Below are 20,422 nucleotides of genomic sequence, written 5' to 3' on the forward strand. Positions count from 1 at the left end.
ATCTCCTTTAATTATTATCTATATCGAAAAGCTGGGCTGCGGAGAACAGACTGCGGATGCGGATTTTGGCAGCACCAAGGTTGTCGATATCGTCTATTTTTATTTGTGTATAGATGCGTCCGCGTTCTTCGAGGAGGCGGCGGCATTCATCGGCCGTAATCGCATCGCAGCCGCAGCCGAAGCTTACAAGCTGAATCAGATGCATATCAGGATTTTGGGCAACATATTCGGCTGCCGCATACAGGCGGCCGTGATAGGTCCACTGGTTGAGCACCTGCAGGTCGCGGTTGAGTTCCTTGGTCTTAATATGACTGCTTACGGCATCCTCACTGACGAGGGCAGCACCCATGTTGGTAATCAGGCGGTCGATACTGTGGTTGACCTTGGGGTCGATGTGATAGGGACGGCCTGCCAGTACAACGATAGGCTTATGCTCTTCGCGTGCCTTACTGATGATTTGCTGTCCTTTAGCCTTTACCTGTGCTTCATAGTCATAAAAGGCAGTGAAGGCAGCATCAACTGCCTTGCGGATTTCATCCTTAGTGATATCCGGATAAGCCTTGGCAAACATTTCCTGCAGCTTTTTGACCAGCTTCTTTTTATGGAGCAGGCCAAGATAATCATAGAAGAAATGTATCTCGGGCTTATTCAGATCACGGATATTGGCGTGCAGCACTTCGGGATAATAGGCTACGACAGGGCAATTATAGCAGTTTTCAGTGCCCTGTTCATCTATATTATAGGTCATGCAGGGATAGAAGATGTTCGTGATTCCCTGCTGCAGGAGCCATTTGATATGTCCGTGCATCAGCTTAGCCGGATAGCAGACGGTGTCGCTGGGGATGGTTCCCTGACCAAGACGGTAAATAGTTTTGTTTTCAATCGGACTATGGACAACCTTGAAGCCCAGGCTGGAGAGTAAGGCATTCCAGAAGGGGAGCAGCTCATACATATTCAGGCCCATAGGTATACCCATAATGCCGCGTTTAGGAGTTTCGTTAACAGGCAATTCCTTGAGCAGCTGCAGCTTTTGACGGTACAGGTTCAGCTCATCCTTGGGTGCCATGTGGGTGATGGGACGCTCGCAGCGGTTGCCGCTGATAAAGCGTTTGCCGCCAGCAAAGGTGTTGACTGTGAGGTGGCAATGATTATTGCACAGGCCGCAGGTCATACCCTTGACGGTATGAACGAATTCACCCAGCTGCTGCAGGTTGAGCAGCGTTGTCTGATGCGGTGCGTCCTTGTAGCGGCGTTGTGCGTACAGGGCAGCGCCGTAAGCTCCCATAAGGCCGGCAATATTGGGACGGATAACATTCAAATCCATTTCCTGCTCAAAGGCGCGCAGTACGCAGTCATTGAGGAAGGTGCCTCCCTGAACTACGATGTGCTTGCCGATGGCCTCCTTGCTGGCCGGACGGATAACCTTATATAAAGCGTTTTTGACAATACTGATGGACAGTCCGGCGCTGATGTTGGCAACGGAGGCACCGTCCTTCTGTGCCTGCTTAACGCTGCTGTTCATAAACACGGTGCAGCGGCTGCCTAAATCTACCGGCATATCTGCTTTAAGACCGATTTGCGCGAACTGCTCGGCTGTGTAGCCCAGAATTTCGGCAAAGGTCTGCAAAAAGCTGCCGCAGCCGCTGGAGCAGGCTTCGTTCAGAAAGATATTATCGATGGCACCGTTATGGATTTTCAGGCACTTCATATCCTGTCCGCCGATGTCCAGAATGAAATCTACCTCTGGCTCCAGATATTGGGCAGCATAAAAGTGCGCCATTGTTTCTACGATACCATAGTCAACACCGAAGCCGTGGCGAATCAGCTCCTCGCCGTAACCGGTGACTGCACCTGCCAACAGGTGGCAATTCGGATATTTTGTATAGAAATCGGTAAGATAATTGCGGACGGCAACAACAGGATTACCCTTGTTGCTTTGATAGAAGGAGTCAAGCAGCTTGCCGTCTGGACTCATAACAGCGATTTTAATAGTCGTGCTGCCGGAATCAATACCGATAAAGGCTTCGCTGGCCTCCGCAGGGGTGCCGATAGCGACACTTTCCTTAGAGTGACGCTTCTTAAAAACAGTATATTCGCCTTCGTTTTTAAACAGCGGCGGCAGATGTTCAAAGCTGTGCTGTGCTGCTGCTGCCTGCAGTTTGGCGGGCAGAGTGGTAAGGTCCACCTCGTGCTCGGCACAGAAGGCTGCACCCATTGCTACATAAAGCAGGCTGTTTTCCGGGCAGACACCTTTGATATTCAGAACACTGTCAAAGGCATCGCGCAGACAGCTCATAAAGGTGAGCGGTCCGCCCAGGTAGAGAACGTTGCCGCTGATGGGACGGCCTTTGGCAAGACCTGTGATGGCCTGGCTGGCTACAGCGTGAAAGATGCTGGCTGCTAGGTCGCTTTTTTCTGCTCCCTGGTTGAGCAGCGGCTGGATATCGCTCTTGGCGAAAACGCCGCAGCGGCTGGCAATGGTGTAGGTGTTATGTGCCTGCTGTGCCAGCTCGTTCATCTGGGGTGTTTCTACATTCAGCAGGGAAGCCATCTGATCTATGAAGGCGCCAGTGCCGCCGGCGCAGCTGTCGTTCATGCGCGCATCAAAATGGCGGCCTAAAAAGAGAATTTTGGCGTCCTCGCCACCAAGCTCAATGATGGAGTCGGTTCCGGGATTGAGCTTTTCAGCGCAGATTTTTTCCGCAAAAACCTCCTGCACGAATTGCAGTCCGCAGCTGTCCGCTACACCGATACCGCCGCTGCCGCTGATGGCTAGACGTGCGCTATGCAAGGTAGGGAATTTAGTCATCAATTCTTTATGTAAGGCCAGAATTTTTTCTGCTATCTGGCTGTAATGTCTTTCGTATTTATGGAATAGCAGATTGCCCGCATCGTCGAGTACGGCGATTTTAATGGTAGTACTGCCAACATCTAATCCTATCTGCATAGTAACCTCCTGCGAATATGACTTTCAGACTGGTGCCTGATGCCTGTTCACATTCTTTTTTATAATCTAGGCTGAAAATTCCTCAGTCTATATTGTAATACTTTAGCTGTAATTAGTAAAAGGTGCCAACAATATTTAAAGTAAAAAAAGTGTGAAACCTTGTGGTTTACTTTTATTGTGTTCAATATGTAGCATATATTTGCTAAGCATGTACATGATAAAAAACTTTTTAGTAATAAATATAATAAAAAACCGTAAAGCCATATGTGGCTCTACGCATAACAAAAGGACTGCGCTAAGACTGTAGCAGTCGGAAGCGCAGTCCTTGCTTATCTAAATTATAGCAAAGATTTTGTGAAAAAGTTGTGATTTTATAAGTGTATTAATATAGGCTTGTAATGATAAGGCTGTTGTAATTATATTATTGTTTTAGGCGAGCAGGGGTTGCAGTACTTCGAGTAAATTTACTCAAGTACGATTTACTAAAGTATACTTGAGTAAATTCATAAGCGCATATGAGAAAGTGCGGATTAATTATGTACGTACTCTGTTAGCTTAGCAATGCTTTTACGCAAAAGAAAAGCATACAGACTATGTTGAGCAGTAGTCTGTATGCTTGCTGTTGCTTTATAAGCTTTAGAATGTTCCCTGCACCAGCTGGGCAATGTTCTTGGAATGATCGGATACACGCTTCATATTAATCAGCAGCTCCATCATAACAAAGCCTGCAGTAGGATTGCAGATATGTTCGTTAAGGCGCGTGATATGATTCTTACGGATTTCCTTCTGGTATTGCTTAACCTCACGGCACAGACGCACAGCGTCCTCCGCAATAACCTTATCATTTTTCTCCAGCGCTTCCAGCGCACGTCCGGAGGCACGCAGTACCATTTCGCTGAGCTGCAGCAGCTCGGCCTTAGCCTCGTCAGAGAAAACCACGTCCTCCTCAACAAGCTTGCGTGCGCGTTTAGCCAATGTTTCACCATGGTCACCGATACGTTCGATATCCGTGCAGGCGTGCAAAAGACCGGTGTGGCGTGTCGTCAGGCTTTCGCTCATTTCAGAGGAGCTCATCTGCGTCAGATAGTCGGTAATATCTCGCTCCAACGCATCGACAACAGGCTCGTGCTCCAAAACGTATTTTACCTTGTCGGCATCAAAGCTTTGAATAGCCTCCATGCCAAGACGCACGTCCTTACGTGCCAGCTCGCCCATACGCACAACCTCTTTGACAGCAAGGCTGATAGCGATAGAGGGAGTGTTCAGCATGTTTTTGTCAAGATAAACAGGGCGCATGGAGATGATTTCTGCCTTGCCGGGCACAATCTTTTCTACCAGCTTGATGAAAGGGTTAACAAAGGGCATAAAGAGCAGCGTGTTCAAAATGTTGAACGCCGAGTGCGCATTCGCAATCTGGCGTGCGATATCATTGGCAGGTGAAACGATTAATACGAACTTGATGAAGAACGGCATCAAGATTACGAAAATTATACTGCCGATAACGTTGAACATTACATGGGCTGCAGCTACACGCTTAGCCGTAAGGTTAGCACGCAGCGAAGCGAGTACGGCAGTAATACAGGTACCGATATTGTCGCCGAGCAGTACAGGAATCGCACCCTCCAGCGGAATAAGTCCCTGACCGGCCATGGCGATAAGAATACCGATGGTAGCACTGCTGGACTGAATCAGCACAGTCATAATCATACCGATGCCGATGCCCAGCAACGGATTGCTGGAGAAAACCTCGATGAAATGCACAAAGCCGGGATAGTTACGCAGAGGCATAACCGCCTTGCCCATCATATCCATGCCCAGCATCAGAATACCGAAGCCCAGCATAACCTGACCAAGATATTTTGTGCGGCTTTTTCTCGCCAGCAGCTGCATCAAAAAGCCGATGAAGATTAAAATCGTGATATAATCGGAAAGCTTGAAGGCGATGAGCTGTGCCGTCATAGTAGTACCGATGTTGGCACCCATGATAATGCCGAAGCCCTGCTTCAGTGTGAGCAGGCCCGCATTTACCAGGCCTACGGTCATAACGGTGGTAGCACCGCTGGCCTGCAGCACTGCAGTAACAACTGCGCCCAACAGAATGCCCATAGCGAGCACGCCTGTCATGGCTTCCAAAATCTTTTGCAGCTTAGCGCCGGCAGCCTTTTGCAGACCGTCACCCATTAGCTGCATACCATACATAAACAAGGCGATACCGCCTAAAAATGCCAAGAAATAAGCAAGCATAAAAAATAAGTCCCCTTTTTTAATTTGTATGCATCCATGATTGCTGAAAAACAGCTCATATCTATACTTATTATACTAGAAATTTTATGAGGTTAAAAGTGCGTAAAGAACTTTACATAAATTTTACATTAATCAAAATGCTTTCAAAGCAAAAAAATACACCGCACATTTCGCACGGTGCGGTGTATTTTAAGGAGAGGTGTATGATGAAAAGATATGTTTAGGAGAGTTGCTTTATAAGAGTCATGGCTTCATCTACCGAAAGCGTGCTGCCGACAGCAACTAATTTTTCGTCGATGACTAAAGCGGGGAAGGCCATCACTCCATAGGCCACTACCTTTTGGAATTCGGAAACTTTTTCAAACTCAGCCTTAACCTTGAGCTTCTTTAAAGCAATAGCAGTATTCTGCAGCAGCAGCTCTGCCTGCTTAGTCATGGGGCCAAGAATTTTAACGTGCATTGAAATCACCTTTCTTTGCTTGCCTTGTTCAATAGGTTCCTTTCATCCTCGAGTATTATTGTAACAAACATATATGACAAAGGTAGGTGTAATCTGTGAATTAATTTAGAAACCTTTATCTGATTACTTTAAAATTACTTTTAAGAAGGATTTCAGACGTTCGTTTTTGGGGTTAACGAAAATTTCCTCCGGACTGCCTTGCTCCTGCACATGGCCGTCAGCCATGAAAACAACCTTGGTGGCAACTTCACGGGCAAAGCCCATTTCATGCGTTACGACTACCATGGTCATTTTTTCGTCTGCCAGCTCGCGCATAGTGCGCAAAACCTCACCGGTCAGCTCCGGGTCCAGAGAAGAGGTAGGCTCGTCAAAAAGCATAATGGCGGGCTTCATGGCTAAAGCACGGGCGATAGCTACACGCTGCTGCTGGCCGCCGCTGAGCTTGCGCGGATAAACATCACGCTTTTCGGAAAGGCCGACCTTTGCCAGCAGAACCTCTGCTTCCTTGATAACTTCTGCTTTATCGCGCTTTTGTACGTTGACAGGCGCTTCAATCAGATTTTCCAGAACAGTCATATGCGGAAAAAGGTTGAACTGCTGGAATACCATGCCCATTTTGCAGGCGATGCGGCGGACATCATTGTTCTTGACATATTCCGTACCACCGGAGGTTTCACGGCACAGCTCTTCGCCGTCGATGGTGATACTGCCTTTATCGATTGTTTCCAGCTTGTTGAGGCAGCGCAGCAAGGTGCTCTTGCCACCGCCGGAAGGGCCGATTACGGCAACAACCTCGCCCTCATTTACTTCAAGGTCAATGCCCTTTAGTACTTCCAGGTTATTGAATTTTTTCCAGATATTGGTTGCTTTGATTTTAGTTGTCATGGTGGTTACTCCTCCTATTGGTCGTATCTGGAGAAGCGTTTTTCCAGACGTTCAAAAACAAGGGTTAAAATCAGAGTTGCCAGCAGGTAGAAGACAGCTGCAACGATGAAGGGGGTAATAGAAAAGTCGCGCTGTACCAGATTACGTGCGGTACGCATCAGATCGTTCATCGCCAGAACGTATACCAGGGAGGTATCCTTTACCAGAGTAATGGTTTCGTTGCTGATAGGCGGCAGGATGATGCGGATAACCTGCGGCAGGATAATGCGGCGCATGGTCTGCACATAGTTCATGCCCAGAGTGTGCGCTGCTTCGTATTGGCCTGCAGGAATTGCCTGGATGCCGGCGCGGAAGATTTCGCAGAAGTAGGCAGCGTAGTTTAATACAAAGGCTACGATGGCTGATTCAAAGTCCGGCAGGCGAATGCCTACGGACGGCAGTACGAAGTAAACGAAGAAAATCTGCAGCATCAGCGGGGAACCGCGCAGAATCCAAACGTAGCCGCCGATGAGGGCCTGCAGGGGTTTAATGCCGGAAACACGGCCGAGGCTGAGCAAAATGCCCAACGGAATGCTCAGTACGATGGTGATAATAAAAACTTGAAATGATACCAGGCAGCCATCCATCATCTGAGGGATGATATTTAAAACGTAATCCATAAATTATTTCTCTCCATATAATTATAATATGGGCTGCCGCTAAATGCGACAGCCCTCAAGTGATAACAAATTAATATTTTGTGATATCTGCGCCCATCCATTTTTCGGAAATCTTTTTGCAGGTACCGTCTTTTTTCATTTCATCCATAGCTTTGTCGATGCGGTCTTTGAAGTCTTTGTCGTCCTTACGGAAGGCAATTGCTACAACCTCATCACCCATGTTCTGCTCAAGAATTCTGTAGGCACCGGGTTTCTTTTTGTCATAATAGCCGCGAGCAAGAACTGCGTCTACGATAGCAGCATCAACACGTTTGTTGTCTATTTCCATGTAAATAGCTGCGAAGTCGGGATATTTGCGAACTTCCTTCATGGAAGCTGCCAGTTCTTTGTGTGCAGGCTGTTCCAGCAGGTAGGAGCCTGTGCTGTCATCCTGTACCGCTACGATTTTACCCTTTAAATCTTCGAGGGTTTTAATCGGAGAATCCTTAGGAACAACAACCAGCTGAGAGTTGTTGATGTAAGGCTTGGACATGCCATATACCTTTTCACGCTCCGGGTTAACGGTGAAGCAGTTCCAGATAGCGTCAATGCGTTTGGATTTGAGCTCTGCTTCTTTTGCACCCCAGTCGATTGGTTTAAATTCTACTTCCATGCCGGCACGTTTGCAGGCTTCGCGTGCAAGGTCGATATCCATGCCGACGATTTCATTCTTTTCATTGCGGTAACCCATAGGAGCGAAGTTATCGTCCAGACCGATTACCATTTTTTTCGGGCCGTCGCTGCCGCAGCCGGCAACCATCATGAGCATCATCATCAGGCCCATTACTAAAGCAACTATTTTTTTCATTTTTCACACCTCATTTGTTAATTAGCATTTAACTATGTACCCATTATACTTTAGTATGCTAAATTTGTAAAGTGCTAAACGCGAAATTTTTTTAGAAATTCTATTAGTGTAAGAAAAGCTCCCACAGAAGTCTGCGGGAGCTTTTGTGCTATGCTTTGATAAATCAGAATGCCGGAGTAATGGAACCTTTGAAGTGATCCTCGATGAATTTTTTGTTTTCAGCGGAGGTGTAAATCTTCTTCAGCTGTTCCATACGCGGATCCTTTTCGTTAGCCTTGGTGGTTACGAAGATGTTAACAAACGGGTTGTCGGCACGTTCAACCAGCAGGCTGTCTTTGGACGGGTTCAGTTTGGCAACCAGTGCATAGTTGGCATTGATTACGGCAATATCAAGGTCGCCCATTGCTTTAGGAATAGAAGCGGCGTCCAACTCTTGGATTTTATAGTTTTTCGGATTTTTGGTGATGCTTGCTACAGAGGTGGAAACATCGTTTTTATCCTTAACTTCGATGAAGCCTTTGTCAGCCAGAACCAAAAGTGCGCGAGCACCGTTGGACGGATCGTTAGGAATGCCGATGGTTGCACCTGCCGGGATATCCTCAACCTTTTTGTATTTGGTGGAATAGATAGCCATCGGGAAGTTTACGGTTTTGAAAGCTTCAACCAGCTCGAATTTAGGCTCTTTTTTCAGAGTTGCTGCCAGATACGGAGCATGCTGCATGGAGTTGGCAAACAGCTCGCCCTGTGCCAGGGATACGTTCGGGGTTACATAGTCGGAGAATTCGACAACTTCGATTTTCAGGCCTTGTTTTTCAGCCAGCTTTTTAACGTTGTCCATGATTTCAGCGTGCGGACCTGCGGTTACGCCGATTTTAATAGGTGCGTTCGGGTCAGCCTTTTTGTCGGCTGCCTTGTTGTCACCGCCGCAGCCTGCGGCGATGATGGTCAGTGCGCAGAGCGCAACGGTGAGTAAAAGTTTGGTAATTTTCTTCATAAGTTGTTCCTCCCTAAAATAATGGTGGTCTGCTGTCAGACAGCAGCGGCTTTTTTCTTTATTACGTCGATGAAACTCGCTTCATCGTTGTAAACCCTCATTTGGCCTGTAGATTACAGTTTGTTTTTGTTAAGCTTTTTGGATGCGTAGTCGCCTAAGGACTGCATTGCCTGTACCATGACGATGAGCACGACAACGGTGGCAATCATAACATCCATCTGGAAGCGCTGATAGCCGTAGCGGATTGCCAGGTCACCAAGACCGCCGCCGCCTAAGGTGCCGGCCATTGCGGAATAGCCGATTAAGCTGATGATGGCAAGCGTTACACCAAGTACGATAGAATGCATTGCTTCTGGAAGCAGTACCTTAGTGATAATCTGCATCGGGCTTGCACCCATAGCCTGTGCTGCTTCGATAATGCCGGGGTTGATTTCCAGCAGAGAAGATTCAATGATACGTGCAATGAACGGTGCTGCGGAAATAGTCAGCGGCACGATTGCTGCGGTAGTACCGATGGAAGAGCCGACAATCATACGTGTCAGCGGAATAATTGCTACCATTAATATAATGAAAGGAGTGGAACGTGTTGCGTTGACAATCGCGCCCAGAATAGTGTTAAGCGGTTGGTTCGGCAGAATGTGGTCCTTACGGGTTACGGTAAGGATTACGCCCAGCGGAATGCCGATTAAAGTGGAAAGTGCGGTAGAAGCGAAAACCATGTAGCAGGTTTCCCAAAAGGATTTTATTAAAAGGTCAATCATATCAGGACTCATAGCCAATTACCTCCGTTTTCAGATGCTGCTGATGCAGATATTCCAATGCATTTTTAATGCGCTCGCGGTTACCGGAAATCTCAATCAGCAGGGTGCCGAAGAGGACATCCTTCAGCTGGTCGGTATTACCGGAAATAATGCTTACGTCAACATCAAAATGTTTTACCATGCCGGAAATAATAGGCTCGCTGGCACTGTCACCGATGAAGGAGATACGAACAAGCAGCTTGCTGCCTTCTGTATAGGTGTCGCTTAATTTCATTTGTTTAACAATATCAGGCAGCTCGGCGTTGATAACGCTCTTGGTAAATTCCTTGGTAGTGGGGTGCTGCGGATTGGTGAAAACGTCAATCATCGGGCCTTCTTCAATGATGTCGCCGCTTTCGATAACAGCAACGCGGTCACAGATAGTTTTTACAACCTCCATCTGGTGTGTAATCAGCACGATGGTAAGATTCATCTTTTTGTTGATGTCCTGCAGCAGATGCAGAATAGATTTGGTAGTCTGCGGGTCGAGGGCGCTGGTTGCTTCGTCGCACAGAAGTACCTTAGGATTGCTTGCCAAGGCGCGGGCAATGCCTACACGCTGTTTCTGGCCGCCGGACAACTGGCTGGGATAGTAGTTGGCACGGCTTTCCAGCTGTACCAGCTCCAGCAGAGGACGTACGCGCTTGTCGATTTCGCTCTTGCTCAGACCTTGGATTTCCAGCGGAAAAGCGATGTTATCGTAAACAGTACGGCTTGCCAGCAGGTTGAAGTGCTGGAAAATCATGCCGATGCTTTGACGTGCTTTACGCAGCTGTGCTTCGCTCATGGCGGTCAGCTCCTGGCCGTCAACGAATACCTTGCCTGCAGTCGGTTTTTCCAGCATGTTGATGCAGCGCACCAATGTGGATTTGCCGGCACCGGAAAGACCGATGATACCGAAAATTTCGCCAGCCTTGATGCTCAGGCTTGTTTTGTGCAGAGCATGTATGTCGCCGGCTTTGCTGTAGTAGGTTTTTTCTACATTAACTAGTTCTATCATTCTTGTGTTCCTTTCTAATGTGACCGCAAGTTTCAGCAGTCCTTATTTTAGTGTGAGAGATTATTTTCCAATAGAAGTCAGCGGATGCTTCTTATGAGTCGCATTCTTTAGTGTACGTCCGCTGTCGGAATCGACGGCCGACGTAAAAAAAATCCTTCACCGGCACGGCGAAGGATACTTTGCATCTGTAATCTTCATCTGCCGGAATTATCCGTTGGAATTGGCACCGTTCACTGATGTGTGGTTGCCGTAGCTTCATCGGGCCAGTCCCTCAGCTACTCTTGATGAAATCTCTGTTAAGTTTGAATGAAATAATCATACATCTATTTTAGGATATTGTCAACAGTTTTGCGTAAAATTTACTAAAAAACTGTAAAGCTGTAAAGCTGCGTCCAATGGATTTCAGGAATTGCTCAAATTATATCAAAATACTAGGTAATTGTAAAGGGAAATGCGAAATTTTTTACAAAACCTGCGGAAAAAAGATTTTTTTGTAAATTTTTCTTGACTTTCGCAAGATAAAGTATTAAAGTATTTTTACGAGTTAGTGAGTTAAAGTACTATCGTTATATGCATGTAACGCACAGGAGGAAACTAAAAAATGGCAGCAAATATTCATGATTATTTAACAGACCAGTTATTCAAAGCTATTCTCAGCTTAAAGGATGAGGAGCAATGCTATAAATTTTTTGAGGATATCTGTACTATCAGCGAGTTGAAGGCCATGGCACAGCGCCTGGAGGTGGCGCGCATGCTGGATGAGGGCTGTATTTACGAAACTATCGTAGAGAAAACCGGTGCTAGCACCGCAACCATTTCACGTGTTAAGCGTTGTCTTGTTTACGGCGCGGATGGTTATAATTCTGTTATGCAAGTTATAAAAGAGGGGAAGAAAGAAGATGACTAATAAGGTATACCAGGTTCCCTACGGAACCAAGGATATTCTGCCGGGAGAGATGAAGACACGCCGCGGAATTGAAAATGCGATTATCAACGTTTTTGACAAATGGGGCTATGATGAGGTAAAAACACCCGATTTTGAATATGTTGATACCTTTGGTGCTGCCGGTACCAAAGGGGACTTCCGTTTTTTTGACCGCAGCAATAATCTGCTGGCTTTGCGCAATGATATGACGGCGCCGATTGCCCGCCTGACAGCGACGCGCCTGCAGGGCGGCGAAAAGATCAAACGTCTTTGCTATCTGGCAAATCTTTACCGTTATGAAGAAATTCAGGCAGGACGGCAATGCGAATTTGAGCAGGCCGGTGTAGAAATGCTGGGTGCCAGCGGCGCTGCTGCCGATGCCGAGGTTATCGTGCTGGCAGCCGAAGCATTGCAGGCTGCAGGCTTGCAGAAGTTCGCTATCAGCCTGGGCCACGTTGATTTTATCAACGGCCTGGCGGAGGAAGCAGGCTTTGATGCTGCTCAGCTGCAGCAACTGAAGGATTGCCTGCGCCGTCATGATGCTGTGGGTATGCAGCAGATGGCAGATGCGATGGAAAATATCCGTCCGGAAATCAAGCAGCTTTTTGCCGATTTCCTCTTCCTGCAGGGTGGCATAGAGCTTTTGGACAAGGTTGCTGCAATAGTAACTAACGCTAAATGCCAAGGCGCGCTGAATGATTTACGCAAAATCTACAAGCTGGTGGATGCTTACGGTGCAGCAGGTTATTTGAGCTTTGATCTTGGCTTATATCGTTCGCTTGACTATTACACGGGCATGCTTTTTGAAGTGTATCTGCCGGAAATGGGTTATCCGGTGGCAGGCGGCGGACGCTACGATAAGATGATGCAGCGCTTCGGGCTGGAATGCCCGGCAACAGGCTTTGCCGTCGGCGTGGACCGCGTACTGCTGGCTTTGGAACGCAACGGCGTTATTACCAATAACCGCACCTGGGATGTACTGGTAGCTTGGAGCGAAGGCAAGCTGCCGGAGGCAATTGCCAAAGCGACAGCATTGCGCCGTGAAGGCCGCAGCGTGAAGCTGCTGACCGAGGCTGCGGACCTGCAGGGAGCAGCGCTCGCAGTGAAGGAATATGGCTGTAAATCGTTAGTATATGTAGAATAAGCTTAAAGAAAAAAATTATACGCATTAAGCTTATGGCTGGAAAATATAGAGGGGTATTTTTATGGACGAATACATTACTATAGCATTGCCGAAGGGCAAACTGTTCGATAAGTCTGTACGCCTGCTGGCGAAGGTAGGCTACAGCGCCGAAAACGTTACCGAGGATTCACGCAAGCTGGTAATCAGCAACGAGGAAACCAAGGTGCGCTTCATTATTGCCAAGACTGTTGATGTGCCGACGTACGTGGAATACGGTGCGGCAGATATCGGCATCATCGGCAAGGATGTGCTGCTGGAGCAGGATAAGGACGTGGTGGAGCTTCTGGATTTGGGCTTTGGCCGCTGCCGCCTGATGATGGCAGTGCCTGAGGCCAAGCGACGCGCTAAGCTGACGGATTACGCTCACCTGCGGGTAGCAACGAAGTATCCTAACTGCGCCAAGGCTTATTTCAATAAACTGGGCATTCAGACAGAAATCGTGAAGCTCAACGGCTCGATTGAGCTGGGACCTATAGTGGGCCTGAGCGAAATGATTGTAGATATAGTAGAAACAGGGCGAACCCTGAAAGAAAATAAACTGGCGGAGGTTGATTCTATTTTCACCGCTACTGCCAGACTGATCGCCAACCGCGCCAGCTTCAAGCTGAAATTTGCGCGCTTGCACAAGCTGGTTGAGGATTTACGTATTGTTTTAAATGAGGAGGATAAATAAAATGCAGGTTACAGACGCAAGAAAGATGAGCGCAGCAGAGATTGCTGCTTTAATGAAAAAGAAGGCTTTTGACGAGGTGGAATTATCTCCGCGTATTCAGGCAGGTACGGACGCTATGTTCGGCAGACACATGACGGCAGCACAGGTTGTTGAGCAGATTGTTGCTGATGTGCGCAAGAACGGTGACGCAAGCCTTTTTTACTACACCAAGCTGATTGACCGCGTAGAGCTGACGCCGGAAAATATCCGCGTAACCGAGGAAGAATTTGCGGAAGCGGAAGCTATTGTCAAACCGGAGGTGAAGGCTGCTTTGGAGCGTGCCATCGCCAATGTTATGAAGTTCCATGAGGAGCAGATGCCGAAAACCTGGCTTACGAACCGTCCTTACGGTTCACTGCTGGGCCAAAAGGTTACCCCGGTTGATTCCGTCGGTATTTATGTTCCCGGCGGCACTGCTGCTTATCCTTCGTCTGTAATGATGAATGCCTGCCCGGCAAAGGTAGCAGGCGTTCCCCGCATTGTGATGGCCGTACCGCCCGGAAAGGACGGCAAGGTTAATCCGAACGTACTGGTAACGGCAAAATTAATCGGCGTTACCGAAATTTATAAAATGGGCGGCGCACAGGCGATTGCTGCGCTGGCCTTTGGCACTGCAACCGTACCGAAGGTAGAAAAAATTACCGGCCCCGGCAATATCTTCGTAACTTTGGCTAAAAAAGCCGTTATCGGTCACGTTGATATTGATATGCTTGCCGGCCCGAGCGAAATCTTGATTGTAGCAGATGACAGCGCTAACCCGACCTATCTGGCAGCAGACCTTCTGAGCCAGGCAGAGCATGATCCGCTGGCCTGCGCTATCCTGATTACCGACAGCGAGCGTGTAGCTAATGCTGTGGGCGAGGAAATCGAAGTACAGCTGGCACAGCTGCCGCGTAAGGAAATCGCCGGTACCTCACTGCAGCAGGCAGGCAAGATTATCCTTGCCAAGGATATGCCTACCGTTATCGAAATGGCTAACCTTTCTGCACCTGAGCACTTGGAAATCATGACTAAGGCACCGTTTGAAATTATGCCGTATATCCGTAATGCCGGTGCTATGTTCCTGGGTGCTTATTCACCGGAACCGCTGGGCGATTACTATGCAGGACCGAACCACGTTCTGCCGACAGGCGGTACGGCGAAGTTCTATTCCGTACTGAACGTAGAAACCTTTATGAAGAAAACAAGCATCATTGCCTACACTGCTCCGGCATTGATGGCTGCTGCTGACGATATTATTACCTTGGCTGAAGCAGAGGGCCTGCAGGCTCATGCCAACGCTATCCGTAAACGTGTGGGTAAATAAGGAGGCAGAAGATGAGTAGCTTTACTGTTCGCCAAAGTATTGAGGCGATGGAGGAATATGCCGTAGAAAGCGTGGCGGCGGATATTATTGTTAACGCCAACGAAAGTAATTATCCGTTGCCGCAGGAGATTGCGGAAAAAATTACCCAACGCACCGCACGCTTTCCTTTTAACCGTTATCCGCCGATTAAATCGGAAAACCTGTGCGAAGTGATTGCCAAAGAGCTGGATGTGGATATTGACTGTGTAAAAATCGGCAACGGCTCCAGTGAGCTGTTGGAAAAGGCCTGCTATGTTTTTGGCGGGCCGGGCAAAAAGATTGCCGTACCTTGGCCGTCATTTTCCATGTACGGCGAGTACGCTGCCCTTTCCGACAGCGAGGAGGTGCGCTATCCGCTGACAGCCGAAGGCTTTGTTGATGCTGACAGCGTTATCAGCTTTTGTAAGGAGCAGCAGCCTTCGCTGTTGATTGTCTGCAATCCGAACAACCCGACAGGCAACTATAACAGCCTGGCAGCTATGGAAAAAATTCTCGCTAATGTAGATTGCCCTGTTATTATGGACGAGGCCTATATGGAATTTGCCGATGGCAAGGAGCTGGCACCGAATGATTTGCGTCCGATGCACAAGCTGTGGCTGGTAGCAGGCTCTACTTTGAGCTTGGTCGGACGCTATAGCAATCTGATGGTTTTCCGCACCTTTTCCAAGGCCTATGGGCTGGCAGGTCTGCGTTGCGGTTACGCAGTGGGTGCGCTGGGGCTGGTGCGTCAGCTGGGCAAGGCTTTGCTGCCGTATCATGTAAATGCCTTTACGCTGATGGCAGCCAAAACTGTTTACGAAAACAAGGAACTGTATAAGGAGCGCATCAAAACAATCCGTGAGGAACGCGATAAATTTGCGGACTGCCTGAAAGCCTTAGGCTTTAAGGTATGGCCGACGGCAACTAATTTTGTTACCTTCCGTGCGGAGGGAGAACTGATGCAGCAGCTTGCCAAGGCTTATGCGGCGAAATTTAGCGAAAGACTGCCGGAGCAGGCTGCCGGAGGTAAGCTGATCTTTAAATATCTTTTGGCCAACAGTATTCTGGTGCGTGATTTCAGCACGCATCCGGTGCTGCAGGGCTGCCTGCGTATCACCATCGGCTTACCTGAAGAAAACAAGCAGATTATTGCTAAAATCACCGAGCTGTGTGCGGAGGTAAAAGCATGAGAAGCGGTAATGTAGAAAGAAAAACACTGGAAACAGGCATCAGCGCCGAATGGTGTCTTGATGGCAGCGGCAGCTGTGAAATTAATACAGGCATCGGCTTTTTTGACCATATGCTGACGCTTTTGGCTAAGCACAGCTTCAGCGACCTGGTGATGCATGCTGTTGGTGATCTGGATGTTGACAGCCATCATACGGTGGAGGACTGCGGTATTGTACTTGGTCAGGCACTGAAGGAGGCTGTGGGCGATAAAGCAGGCATTCACCGTTACGGCAACTGCTTTTTGCCGATGGATGAGGCGCTGGTGCAGGTGTGCCTTGATTTCAGCGGCCGTCCGTATCTTGTTTTTGATGCGGATATTCCTAAGGTACAGCTTGGCATTTACGATGCCGAAATGACGGAGGAATTCTTCCGTGCTTTGGCAATGCAGGCAGGCCTCACGCTGCACATCCGCGTGCTTTACGGCAAGAATACGCATCACATCATCGAAGCGATTTTCAAGGGCTTTGCTAGAGCGTTGTCCGAGGCAGTAGCCTTTGACAGCCGTGTGCATGGTGTTATGAGCAGCAAGGGGACACTTTAATGCGTGTTATAAAGCACCGGCTGCATCACACGTGTGTTGAGTTAGCATGAGGGAAAATATATGAGTAAAAAAATAACGATTATAGATTATGGCATGGGCAATCTTTACAGCGTGCAGAATGCACTGCGCTCTATCGGCGCAGAGCCTGTGGTGACAAGCGATGCTGCTGCGATTGCGCAGGCTGAAAAAATTCTGCTTCCGGGTGTAGGTGCCTTTGGCGATTGCATGGCAAACCTGGAAAAGTCAGGCCTGATTCCCGTGATTATGGACAGCCTGCATAGCGGCAAGCCTTTTCTCGGCATCTGCCTGGGCATGCAGCTTTTATTTGAGGGCAGTGACGAAGCGCCGGGAGTTAAGGGCCTGGGATTTTTCAAAGGTCAGGTGCGCTTGCTGCATACCGAGCTGAAGATTCCGCATATGGGCTGGAATAAGCTGGAGTTGCGTAGTCCGTCCCCGCTCTTAGAGGGTGCGGAGGGTGAATACGTTTACTTTGTGCACAGCTTTCATGCGGAGCCGGAGGACAGAAGCATTATTACCTCGGTCTGTGACTATGGCATGGAGGTTACTGCTTCCGTAGGACGCGGTAAGGTACAGGCCTTCCAGTTCCATCCGGAAAAGTCGAGCAGAGTCGGCATGCGCCTGCTGAAAAATTTTGTTAAATTATGAGGGGAAAATTATGATTATATATCCTGCAATAGATATCCGCGGCGGACGCTGTGTGCGTCTGACGGAGGGACGCTTTGATGCGGAAACTGTTTTTGCCGATGACCCGGCGGAGATGGCTGCCAAGTGGGCGGCCTGCGGTGCTGAATGGCTGCATCTTGTTGATCTTGACGGTGCGCTTGCCGGCGAGGGTAAAAACCTGCCTGTGATTGAGCGCATTCTTAAAACTGTAAAAATTCCTGTCGAGCTTGGCGGCGGTATCCGCAATCTGCAGGCAGTGGAAAGACTGCTGGAGCTGGGCGTGGAGCGTTTGATTTTAGGCAGCGCTGCCGTAAAGAATCCTGAGCTTGTCAAAGAGGCCTGCACCAAATATCCCGGACATATCGCTGTAGGCATTGATGCGAAGAATGGTGATGTAGCTATCGAAGGCTGGGGCGAGGGCAGCGGCGTTGCCGCAACCGAGCTGGCAAAGCGCATGGCGGATTACGGCGTGGCCACGATTATCTTTACCGATATCAGCCGTGACGGCATGCTCAGCGGTGTAAACGCCGAAGCGACAGCGGCGCTGGCGCGTGCCTGCGGCGTACCGATTATCGCCAGCGGCGGTGTAGCTTCACTGGACGATATCCGCAACGTAAAAAAATACGAAAAGGATGGCGTAGCAGGCTGCATTATCGGTAAGGCAATTTATACCGGTGCCGTTAATCTGCCGGACGCTTTAAAAATTGCTGCGGCAAAGGAGGAATAAGATGCTTACGAAGAGAATTATTCCTTGTCTTGATGTTAAGGAAGGACGTGTTGTTAAGGGAACGAACTTTGTCGGCCTGCGTGATGCCGGTGACCCGGTGGAGCTTGCGGCGGCTTATGATGCCGAGGGTGCCGATGAGCTTGTTTTCCTTGATATTACTGCGACCTTTGAGGAGCGCAAGGCGATGCTGGATGTTATCAGCAGAACTGCGGCCAAGGTTTTTATGCCGCTGACAGTAGGCGGCGGCATCAGCAGTGTGGAGGATATTAAAAATGCTCTGCGTGCCGGTGCCGATAAAACCTCGCTTAATTCTGCTGCCGTAAAAAATCCGCAGCTGATTGCCGACGGTGCCAAGCTGTTTGGCAACCAGTGCATTGTTCTCGCAATTGATGCACGTAAATGCGGTGAGAACAAGTGGGAGGTTTATGTGCAGGGCGGGCGTAAGCCGACGGGCCTTGATGCCGTAGAATGGGCAAAAAAAGGCGTAGCGCTCGGTGCCGGAGAAATCCTGCTGACAAGTATGGATGCCGACGGCACGAAAAACGGCTATGACATTGCTCTGACGAAGGCCGTGAGTAGTGCCGTAAATGTGCCTGTTATCGCCAGCGGCGGTGCAGGTAAGCTGGAGAATTTCTATGATGTGCTGACAGAAGGTGGCGCTGACGCTGTGTTGGCGGCCTCTGTTTTTCACTATAAAACCTTCACTATTAAGCAGGTGAAGGAGTATCTGCGTTCTCGAGGTATAGAGGTGAGGTTATAATGCAGATCGATATTTCTAAAATCAAATTTGACAGCAGAGGTCTTGTGCCTGCTGTTGTTGTAGATGTACGCACGAACGATGTTGTTATGCTGGCGTACATGAATGAGGAGTCATTGCTCAAAACATTAGAAACAGGTTATACCTGGTTCTGGAGCCGCAGCCGTCAGGAGCTGTGGAACAAGGGTGCGACTAGCGGCAATCTGCAGAAGGTTGTGGAGCTGTTCTACGACTGCGACGGTGACGCGCTGCTCGTAAAGGTAGAGCAGCAGGGAGTAGCTTGCCATACAGGTGAATATTCCTGCTTCCATAATCCGCTGTGGCATACGTCCAATCTGCCGGTGCCTGAGGTAGAAGGCCTGCCGAAGGTTATCAGCGAACTGTACCGCATGATTTTGTACAAGCGTCAGGCTGATGATGCGGAGATGAAATTCCTCATGAGCGGCAGTCAGGATAAGCTGTTGCAAAAGCTGGGCAACGAAATTACGGAAACGATTATAGCGTCCAAAAACGGCGAAAAGGATAAGGTGCTGCACGAAATGGCAGATTTATGGTATCACTGCCTGGTGCTTCTGGCTTATCACAACATTACGCCGGAGGAGCTGCTGCGTGAGCTTGGGGGCAAGAGGGCGTAAAGAAAATTTTACAATATAAAATATATATGTTAGACTATAAGCAGTTGCATGATTATCTTCGTTTAGCGAAAATGTCGTGCCTGACTGTGTGAGTCAGTGGCATCTGTCGAGCTTTCGGCAGATGCCTTTTTTGTTGACACCACATATGACACCAAGTATAATGGAGGTAGAAAGAAGCTATGTCACAATGGGAAAAACTAATGTACAAGCTGAAGAAATTATCGCCTGATATGCGGTTTGAGGAATTGCAGAAAATACTTGAAAGCTACGGCTATGAAATGCAATCTCCGCGAAGTGGCAGCAGCCATTTTTCGTTTCGCAAAAAAGGCAAAGCTGTTATTACCATTCCCAAGCATAAGCCGGTAAAAAAGGTTTATATTAAGTTGGTGAAAAATATTGTGGAAAGCGAGGAAGAAAAATGAAAACTTTAGAAGAATACATGAAGCTGAATTATCGTCTTGAGTTTGAGCCTGATGAAGATGAAGGCGGTTATGTTGCTTATTTTCCTGAGCTTCCCGGTTGTATTACTATGGGTGATACTATTGAAGAGGCTGCCGCAAATGCAGTAGATGCTAAGCGTACATGGCTGGAAGCCGCTCTGGAAAATGAAATGGAAATTCCTCTGCCGGAGAAAAAGGACAAATATTCCGGTCAGTTTAAATTACGTGTTCCCAAGGCTTTGCACAAGCTGTTGAGTCAGCATGCCAAGCAGGAAGGCATCAGTATGAATCAGTATTGTGTGTATCTGCTTACGCACAATGATGCGTTGAATGCCAAATAAATATATCGGCGCGTAATCCGTCATAAAACATAAAATCTGCTATGTGCAAGCGTAGCAGATTTTTTTATTACCTTTGTAACAATTTTC

Annotated in this window: 21 protein-coding genes and 1 riboswitch; of the genes, 12 read left to right on the forward strand and 9 right to left on the reverse strand. The window is 48.3% G+C overall.

The annotated features are described in order from the left end of the window. Positions 1 to 7 precede the first annotated feature (7 nt). The 9 genes from RDW05_RS07225 to RDW05_RS07265 all read right to left on the reverse strand — a co-directional run bounded on the left by RDW05_RS07225 (position 8) and on the right by RDW05_RS07265 (position 10,836). Positions 8 to 2,947: an acyl-CoA dehydratase activase-related protein gene (locus RDW05_RS07225; RefSeq protein ID WP_307978438.1), complete on the reverse strand. Its 2,940-nt coding sequence runs from the start codon at positions 2,945 to 2,947 to the stop codon at positions 8 to 10. Positions 2,948 to 3,583: 636 nt separating this feature from the next. Further along, entirely contained in the window at positions 3,584 to 5,191 is a 1,608-nt protein-coding gene (locus tag RDW05_RS07230) for a Na/Pi cotransporter family protein (RefSeq protein ID WP_307978439.1), read from the reverse strand. Positions 5,192 to 5,411: 220 nt separating this feature from the next. After that, positions 5,412 to 5,651 carry a thioredoxin family protein gene (locus RDW05_RS07235; RefSeq protein WP_009146386.1) on the reverse strand — a complete coding sequence of 80 codons (240 nt, stop codon included), beginning with the start codon at positions 5,649 to 5,651 and terminating at the stop codon, positions 5,412 to 5,414. 123 nt (positions 5,652 to 5,774) lie between these two features. Continuing rightward, positions 5,775 to 6,536, reverse strand: a complete 762-nt coding sequence (locus RDW05_RS07240) for an amino acid ABC transporter ATP-binding protein (RefSeq protein WP_021719155.1) — start codon at positions 6,534 to 6,536, stop codon at positions 5,775 to 5,777. Between the two features lie 14 nt (positions 6,537 to 6,550). Then, positions 6,551 to 7,195 (reverse strand): amino acid ABC transporter permease, encoded by a 645-nt coding sequence (locus tag RDW05_RS07245; RefSeq protein ID WP_009146388.1) that lies wholly within the window; start codon positions 7,193 to 7,195, stop codon positions 6,551 to 6,553. Positions 7,196 to 7,265: 70 nt separating this feature from the next. After that, entirely contained in the window at positions 7,266 to 8,042 is a 777-nt protein-coding gene (locus tag RDW05_RS07250; protein WP_293813333.1) for an amino acid ABC transporter substrate-binding protein, read from the reverse strand. Between the two features lie 163 nt (positions 8,043 to 8,205). Further along, on the reverse strand, positions 8,206 to 9,036 hold the full coding sequence (locus tag RDW05_RS07255; protein WP_293389844.1) for a MetQ/NlpA family ABC transporter substrate-binding protein: 831 nt from the start codon (positions 9,034 to 9,036) through the stop codon (positions 8,206 to 8,208). Between the two features lie 113 nt (positions 9,037 to 9,149). Next, complete coding sequence (locus RDW05_RS07260; RefSeq protein WP_009146391.1) at positions 9,150 to 9,809, reverse strand: methionine ABC transporter permease; 660 nt, start codon at positions 9,807 to 9,809, stop codon at positions 9,150 to 9,152. Further along, positions 9,799 to 10,836 (reverse strand): methionine ABC transporter ATP-binding protein, encoded by a 1,038-nt coding sequence (locus RDW05_RS07265; RefSeq protein ID WP_293823441.1) that lies wholly within the window; start codon positions 10,834 to 10,836, stop codon positions 9,799 to 9,801. The genes RDW05_RS07260 and RDW05_RS07265 overlap by 11 nt, the downstream gene beginning before the upstream one ends. Before the next feature lie 191 nt (positions 10,837 to 11,027). Beyond that, positions 11,028 to 11,127, reverse strand: a riboswitch (SAM riboswitch). Between the two features lie 310 nt (positions 11,128 to 11,437). Between RDW05_RS07265 and RDW05_RS07270 the strand changes: the two genes are divergently transcribed. From RDW05_RS07270 to RDW05_RS07325, 12 genes are all read left to right on the forward strand, one after another. Next, positions 11,438 to 11,743, forward strand: a complete 306-nt coding sequence (locus RDW05_RS07270; protein ID WP_307978440.1) for a YerC/YecD family TrpR-related protein — start codon at positions 11,438 to 11,440, stop codon at positions 11,741 to 11,743. Then, positions 11,736 to 12,905, forward strand: a complete 1,170-nt coding sequence (gene hisZ / locus RDW05_RS07275) for an ATP phosphoribosyltransferase regulatory subunit (protein ID WP_307978441.1) — start codon at positions 11,736 to 11,738, stop codon at positions 12,903 to 12,905. Before RDW05_RS07270 ends, hisZ begins: the two co-directional genes overlap by 8 nt. 61 nt (positions 12,906 to 12,966) lie before the next feature. Further along, a complete protein-coding gene (gene hisG / locus RDW05_RS07280; RefSeq protein ID WP_009146395.1) occupies positions 12,967 to 13,617 on the forward strand; it encodes an ATP phosphoribosyltransferase in 651 nt (216 codons plus the stop codon). 1 nt (position 13,618) lies between these two features. Beyond that, positions 13,619 to 14,962, forward strand: a complete 1,344-nt coding sequence (gene hisD, locus RDW05_RS07285) for a histidinol dehydrogenase (RefSeq protein ID WP_307978443.1) — start codon at positions 13,619 to 13,621, stop codon at positions 14,960 to 14,962. A gap of 11 nt (positions 14,963 to 14,973) precedes the next feature. Then, a complete protein-coding gene (locus RDW05_RS07290) occupies positions 14,974 to 16,170 on the forward strand; it encodes a histidinol-phosphate transaminase (RefSeq protein WP_304161063.1) in 1,197 nt (398 codons plus the stop codon). Next, on the forward strand, positions 16,167 to 16,751 hold the full coding sequence (gene hisB, locus RDW05_RS07295) for an imidazoleglycerol-phosphate dehydratase HisB (protein ID WP_304242425.1): 585 nt from the start codon (positions 16,167 to 16,169) through the stop codon (positions 16,749 to 16,751). The genes RDW05_RS07290 and hisB overlap by 4 nt, the downstream gene beginning before the upstream one ends. 60 nt (positions 16,752 to 16,811) lie before the next feature. Then, on the forward strand, positions 16,812 to 17,417 hold the full coding sequence (hisH, locus tag RDW05_RS07300) for an imidazole glycerol phosphate synthase subunit HisH (protein ID WP_307978445.1): 606 nt from the start codon (positions 16,812 to 16,814) through the stop codon (positions 17,415 to 17,417). Between the two features lie 10 nt (positions 17,418 to 17,427). Continuing rightward, the gene (hisA, locus tag RDW05_RS07305) at positions 17,428 to 18,162 is read left to right on the forward strand and encodes a 1-(5-phosphoribosyl)-5-[(5-phosphoribosylamino)methylideneamino]imidazole-4-carboxamide isomerase (RefSeq protein WP_307978446.1); all 735 of its coding nucleotides are present in this window, start codon (positions 17,428 to 17,430) and stop codon (positions 18,160 to 18,162) included. A 1-nt stretch (position 18,163) separates the two neighbouring features. Further along, positions 18,164 to 18,922 (forward strand): imidazole glycerol phosphate synthase subunit HisF, encoded by a 759-nt coding sequence (gene hisF, locus RDW05_RS07310; protein ID WP_307978448.1) that lies wholly within the window; start codon positions 18,164 to 18,166, stop codon positions 18,920 to 18,922. Further along, on the forward strand, positions 18,922 to 19,554 hold the full coding sequence (gene hisIE, locus RDW05_RS07315) for a bifunctional phosphoribosyl-AMP cyclohydrolase/phosphoribosyl-ATP diphosphatase HisIE (protein ID WP_021719141.1): 633 nt from the start codon (positions 18,922 to 18,924) through the stop codon (positions 19,552 to 19,554). Before hisF ends, hisIE begins: the two co-directional genes overlap by 1 nt. Before the next feature lie 179 nt (positions 19,555 to 19,733). Next, a complete protein-coding gene (locus RDW05_RS07320; RefSeq protein WP_293807376.1) occupies positions 19,734 to 19,976 on the forward strand; it encodes a type II toxin-antitoxin system HicA family toxin in 243 nt (80 codons plus the stop codon). Then, entirely contained in the window at positions 19,973 to 20,335 is a 363-nt protein-coding gene (locus RDW05_RS07325) for a type II toxin-antitoxin system HicB family antitoxin (protein ID WP_307978450.1), read from the forward strand. The genes RDW05_RS07320 and RDW05_RS07325 overlap by 4 nt, the downstream gene beginning before the upstream one ends. The last annotated feature ends 87 nt before the right edge of the window (positions 20,336 to 20,422 follow it).

The organism is uncultured Phascolarctobacterium sp. (genome assembly GCF_902463975.1).
In the GTDB taxonomy this organism is placed as follows: Bacteria; Bacillota; Negativicutes; order Acidaminococcales; family Acidaminococcaceae; genus Phascolarctobacterium_A.

Excerpts from the sequence above, each read along its gene's own strand:
- RDW05_RS07225 (WP_307978438.1), bottom strand. The coding sequence starts at position 2,947 with ATGCAGATAGGATTAGATGTTGGCAGTACTACCATTAAAATCGCCGTA.
- RDW05_RS07230 (WP_307978439.1), bottom strand. The coding sequence starts at position 5,191 with ATGCTTGCTTATTTCTTGGCATTTTTAGGCGGTATCGCCTTGTTTATG.
- RDW05_RS07235 (WP_009146386.1), bottom strand. The coding sequence starts at position 5,651 with ATGCACGTTAAAATTCTTGGCCCCATGACTAAGCAGGCAGAGCTGCTG.
- RDW05_RS07240 (WP_021719155.1), bottom strand. The coding sequence starts at position 6,536 with ATGACAACTAAAATCAAAGCAACCAATATCTGGAAAAAATTCAATAAC.
- RDW05_RS07245 (WP_009146388.1), bottom strand. The coding sequence starts at position 7,195 with ATGGATTACGTTTTAAATATCATCCCTCAGATGATGGATGGCTGCCTG.
- RDW05_RS07250 (WP_293813333.1), bottom strand. The coding sequence starts at position 8,042 with ATGAAAAAAATAGTTGCTTTAGTAATGGGCCTGATGATGATGCTCATG.
- RDW05_RS07255 (WP_293389844.1), bottom strand. The coding sequence starts at position 9,036 with ATGAAGAAAATTACCAAACTTTTACTCACCGTTGCGCTCTGCGCACTG.
- RDW05_RS07260 (WP_009146391.1), bottom strand. The coding sequence starts at position 9,809 with ATGAGTCCTGATATGATTGACCTTTTAATAAAATCCTTTTGGGAAACC.
- RDW05_RS07265 (WP_293823441.1), bottom strand. The coding sequence starts at position 10,836 with ATGATAGAACTAGTTAATGTAGAAAAAACCTACTACAGCAAAGCCGGC.
- RDW05_RS07270 (WP_307978440.1), top strand. The coding sequence starts at position 11,438 with ATGGCAGCAAATATTCATGATTATTTAACAGACCAGTTATTCAAAGCT.
- hisZ (WP_307978441.1), top strand. The coding sequence starts at position 11,736 with ATGACTAATAAGGTATACCAGGTTCCCTACGGAACCAAGGATATTCTG.
- hisG (WP_009146395.1), top strand. The coding sequence starts at position 12,967 with ATGGACGAATACATTACTATAGCATTGCCGAAGGGCAAACTGTTCGAT.
- hisD (WP_307978443.1), top strand. The coding sequence starts at position 13,619 with ATGCAGGTTACAGACGCAAGAAAGATGAGCGCAGCAGAGATTGCTGCT.
- RDW05_RS07290 (WP_304161063.1), top strand. The coding sequence starts at position 14,974 with ATGAGTAGCTTTACTGTTCGCCAAAGTATTGAGGCGATGGAGGAATAT.
- hisB (WP_304242425.1), top strand. The coding sequence starts at position 16,167 with ATGAGAAGCGGTAATGTAGAAAGAAAAACACTGGAAACAGGCATCAGC.
- hisH (WP_307978445.1), top strand. The coding sequence starts at position 16,812 with ATGAGTAAAAAAATAACGATTATAGATTATGGCATGGGCAATCTTTAC.
- hisA (WP_307978446.1), top strand. The coding sequence starts at position 17,428 with ATGATTATATATCCTGCAATAGATATCCGCGGCGGACGCTGTGTGCGT.
- hisF (WP_307978448.1), top strand. The coding sequence starts at position 18,164 with ATGCTTACGAAGAGAATTATTCCTTGTCTTGATGTTAAGGAAGGACGT.
- hisIE (WP_021719141.1), top strand. The coding sequence starts at position 18,922 with ATGCAGATCGATATTTCTAAAATCAAATTTGACAGCAGAGGTCTTGTG.
- RDW05_RS07320 (WP_293807376.1), top strand. The coding sequence starts at position 19,734 with ATGTCACAATGGGAAAAACTAATGTACAAGCTGAAGAAATTATCGCCT.
- RDW05_RS07325 (WP_307978450.1), top strand. The coding sequence starts at position 19,973 with ATGAAAACTTTAGAAGAATACATGAAGCTGAATTATCGTCTTGAGTTT.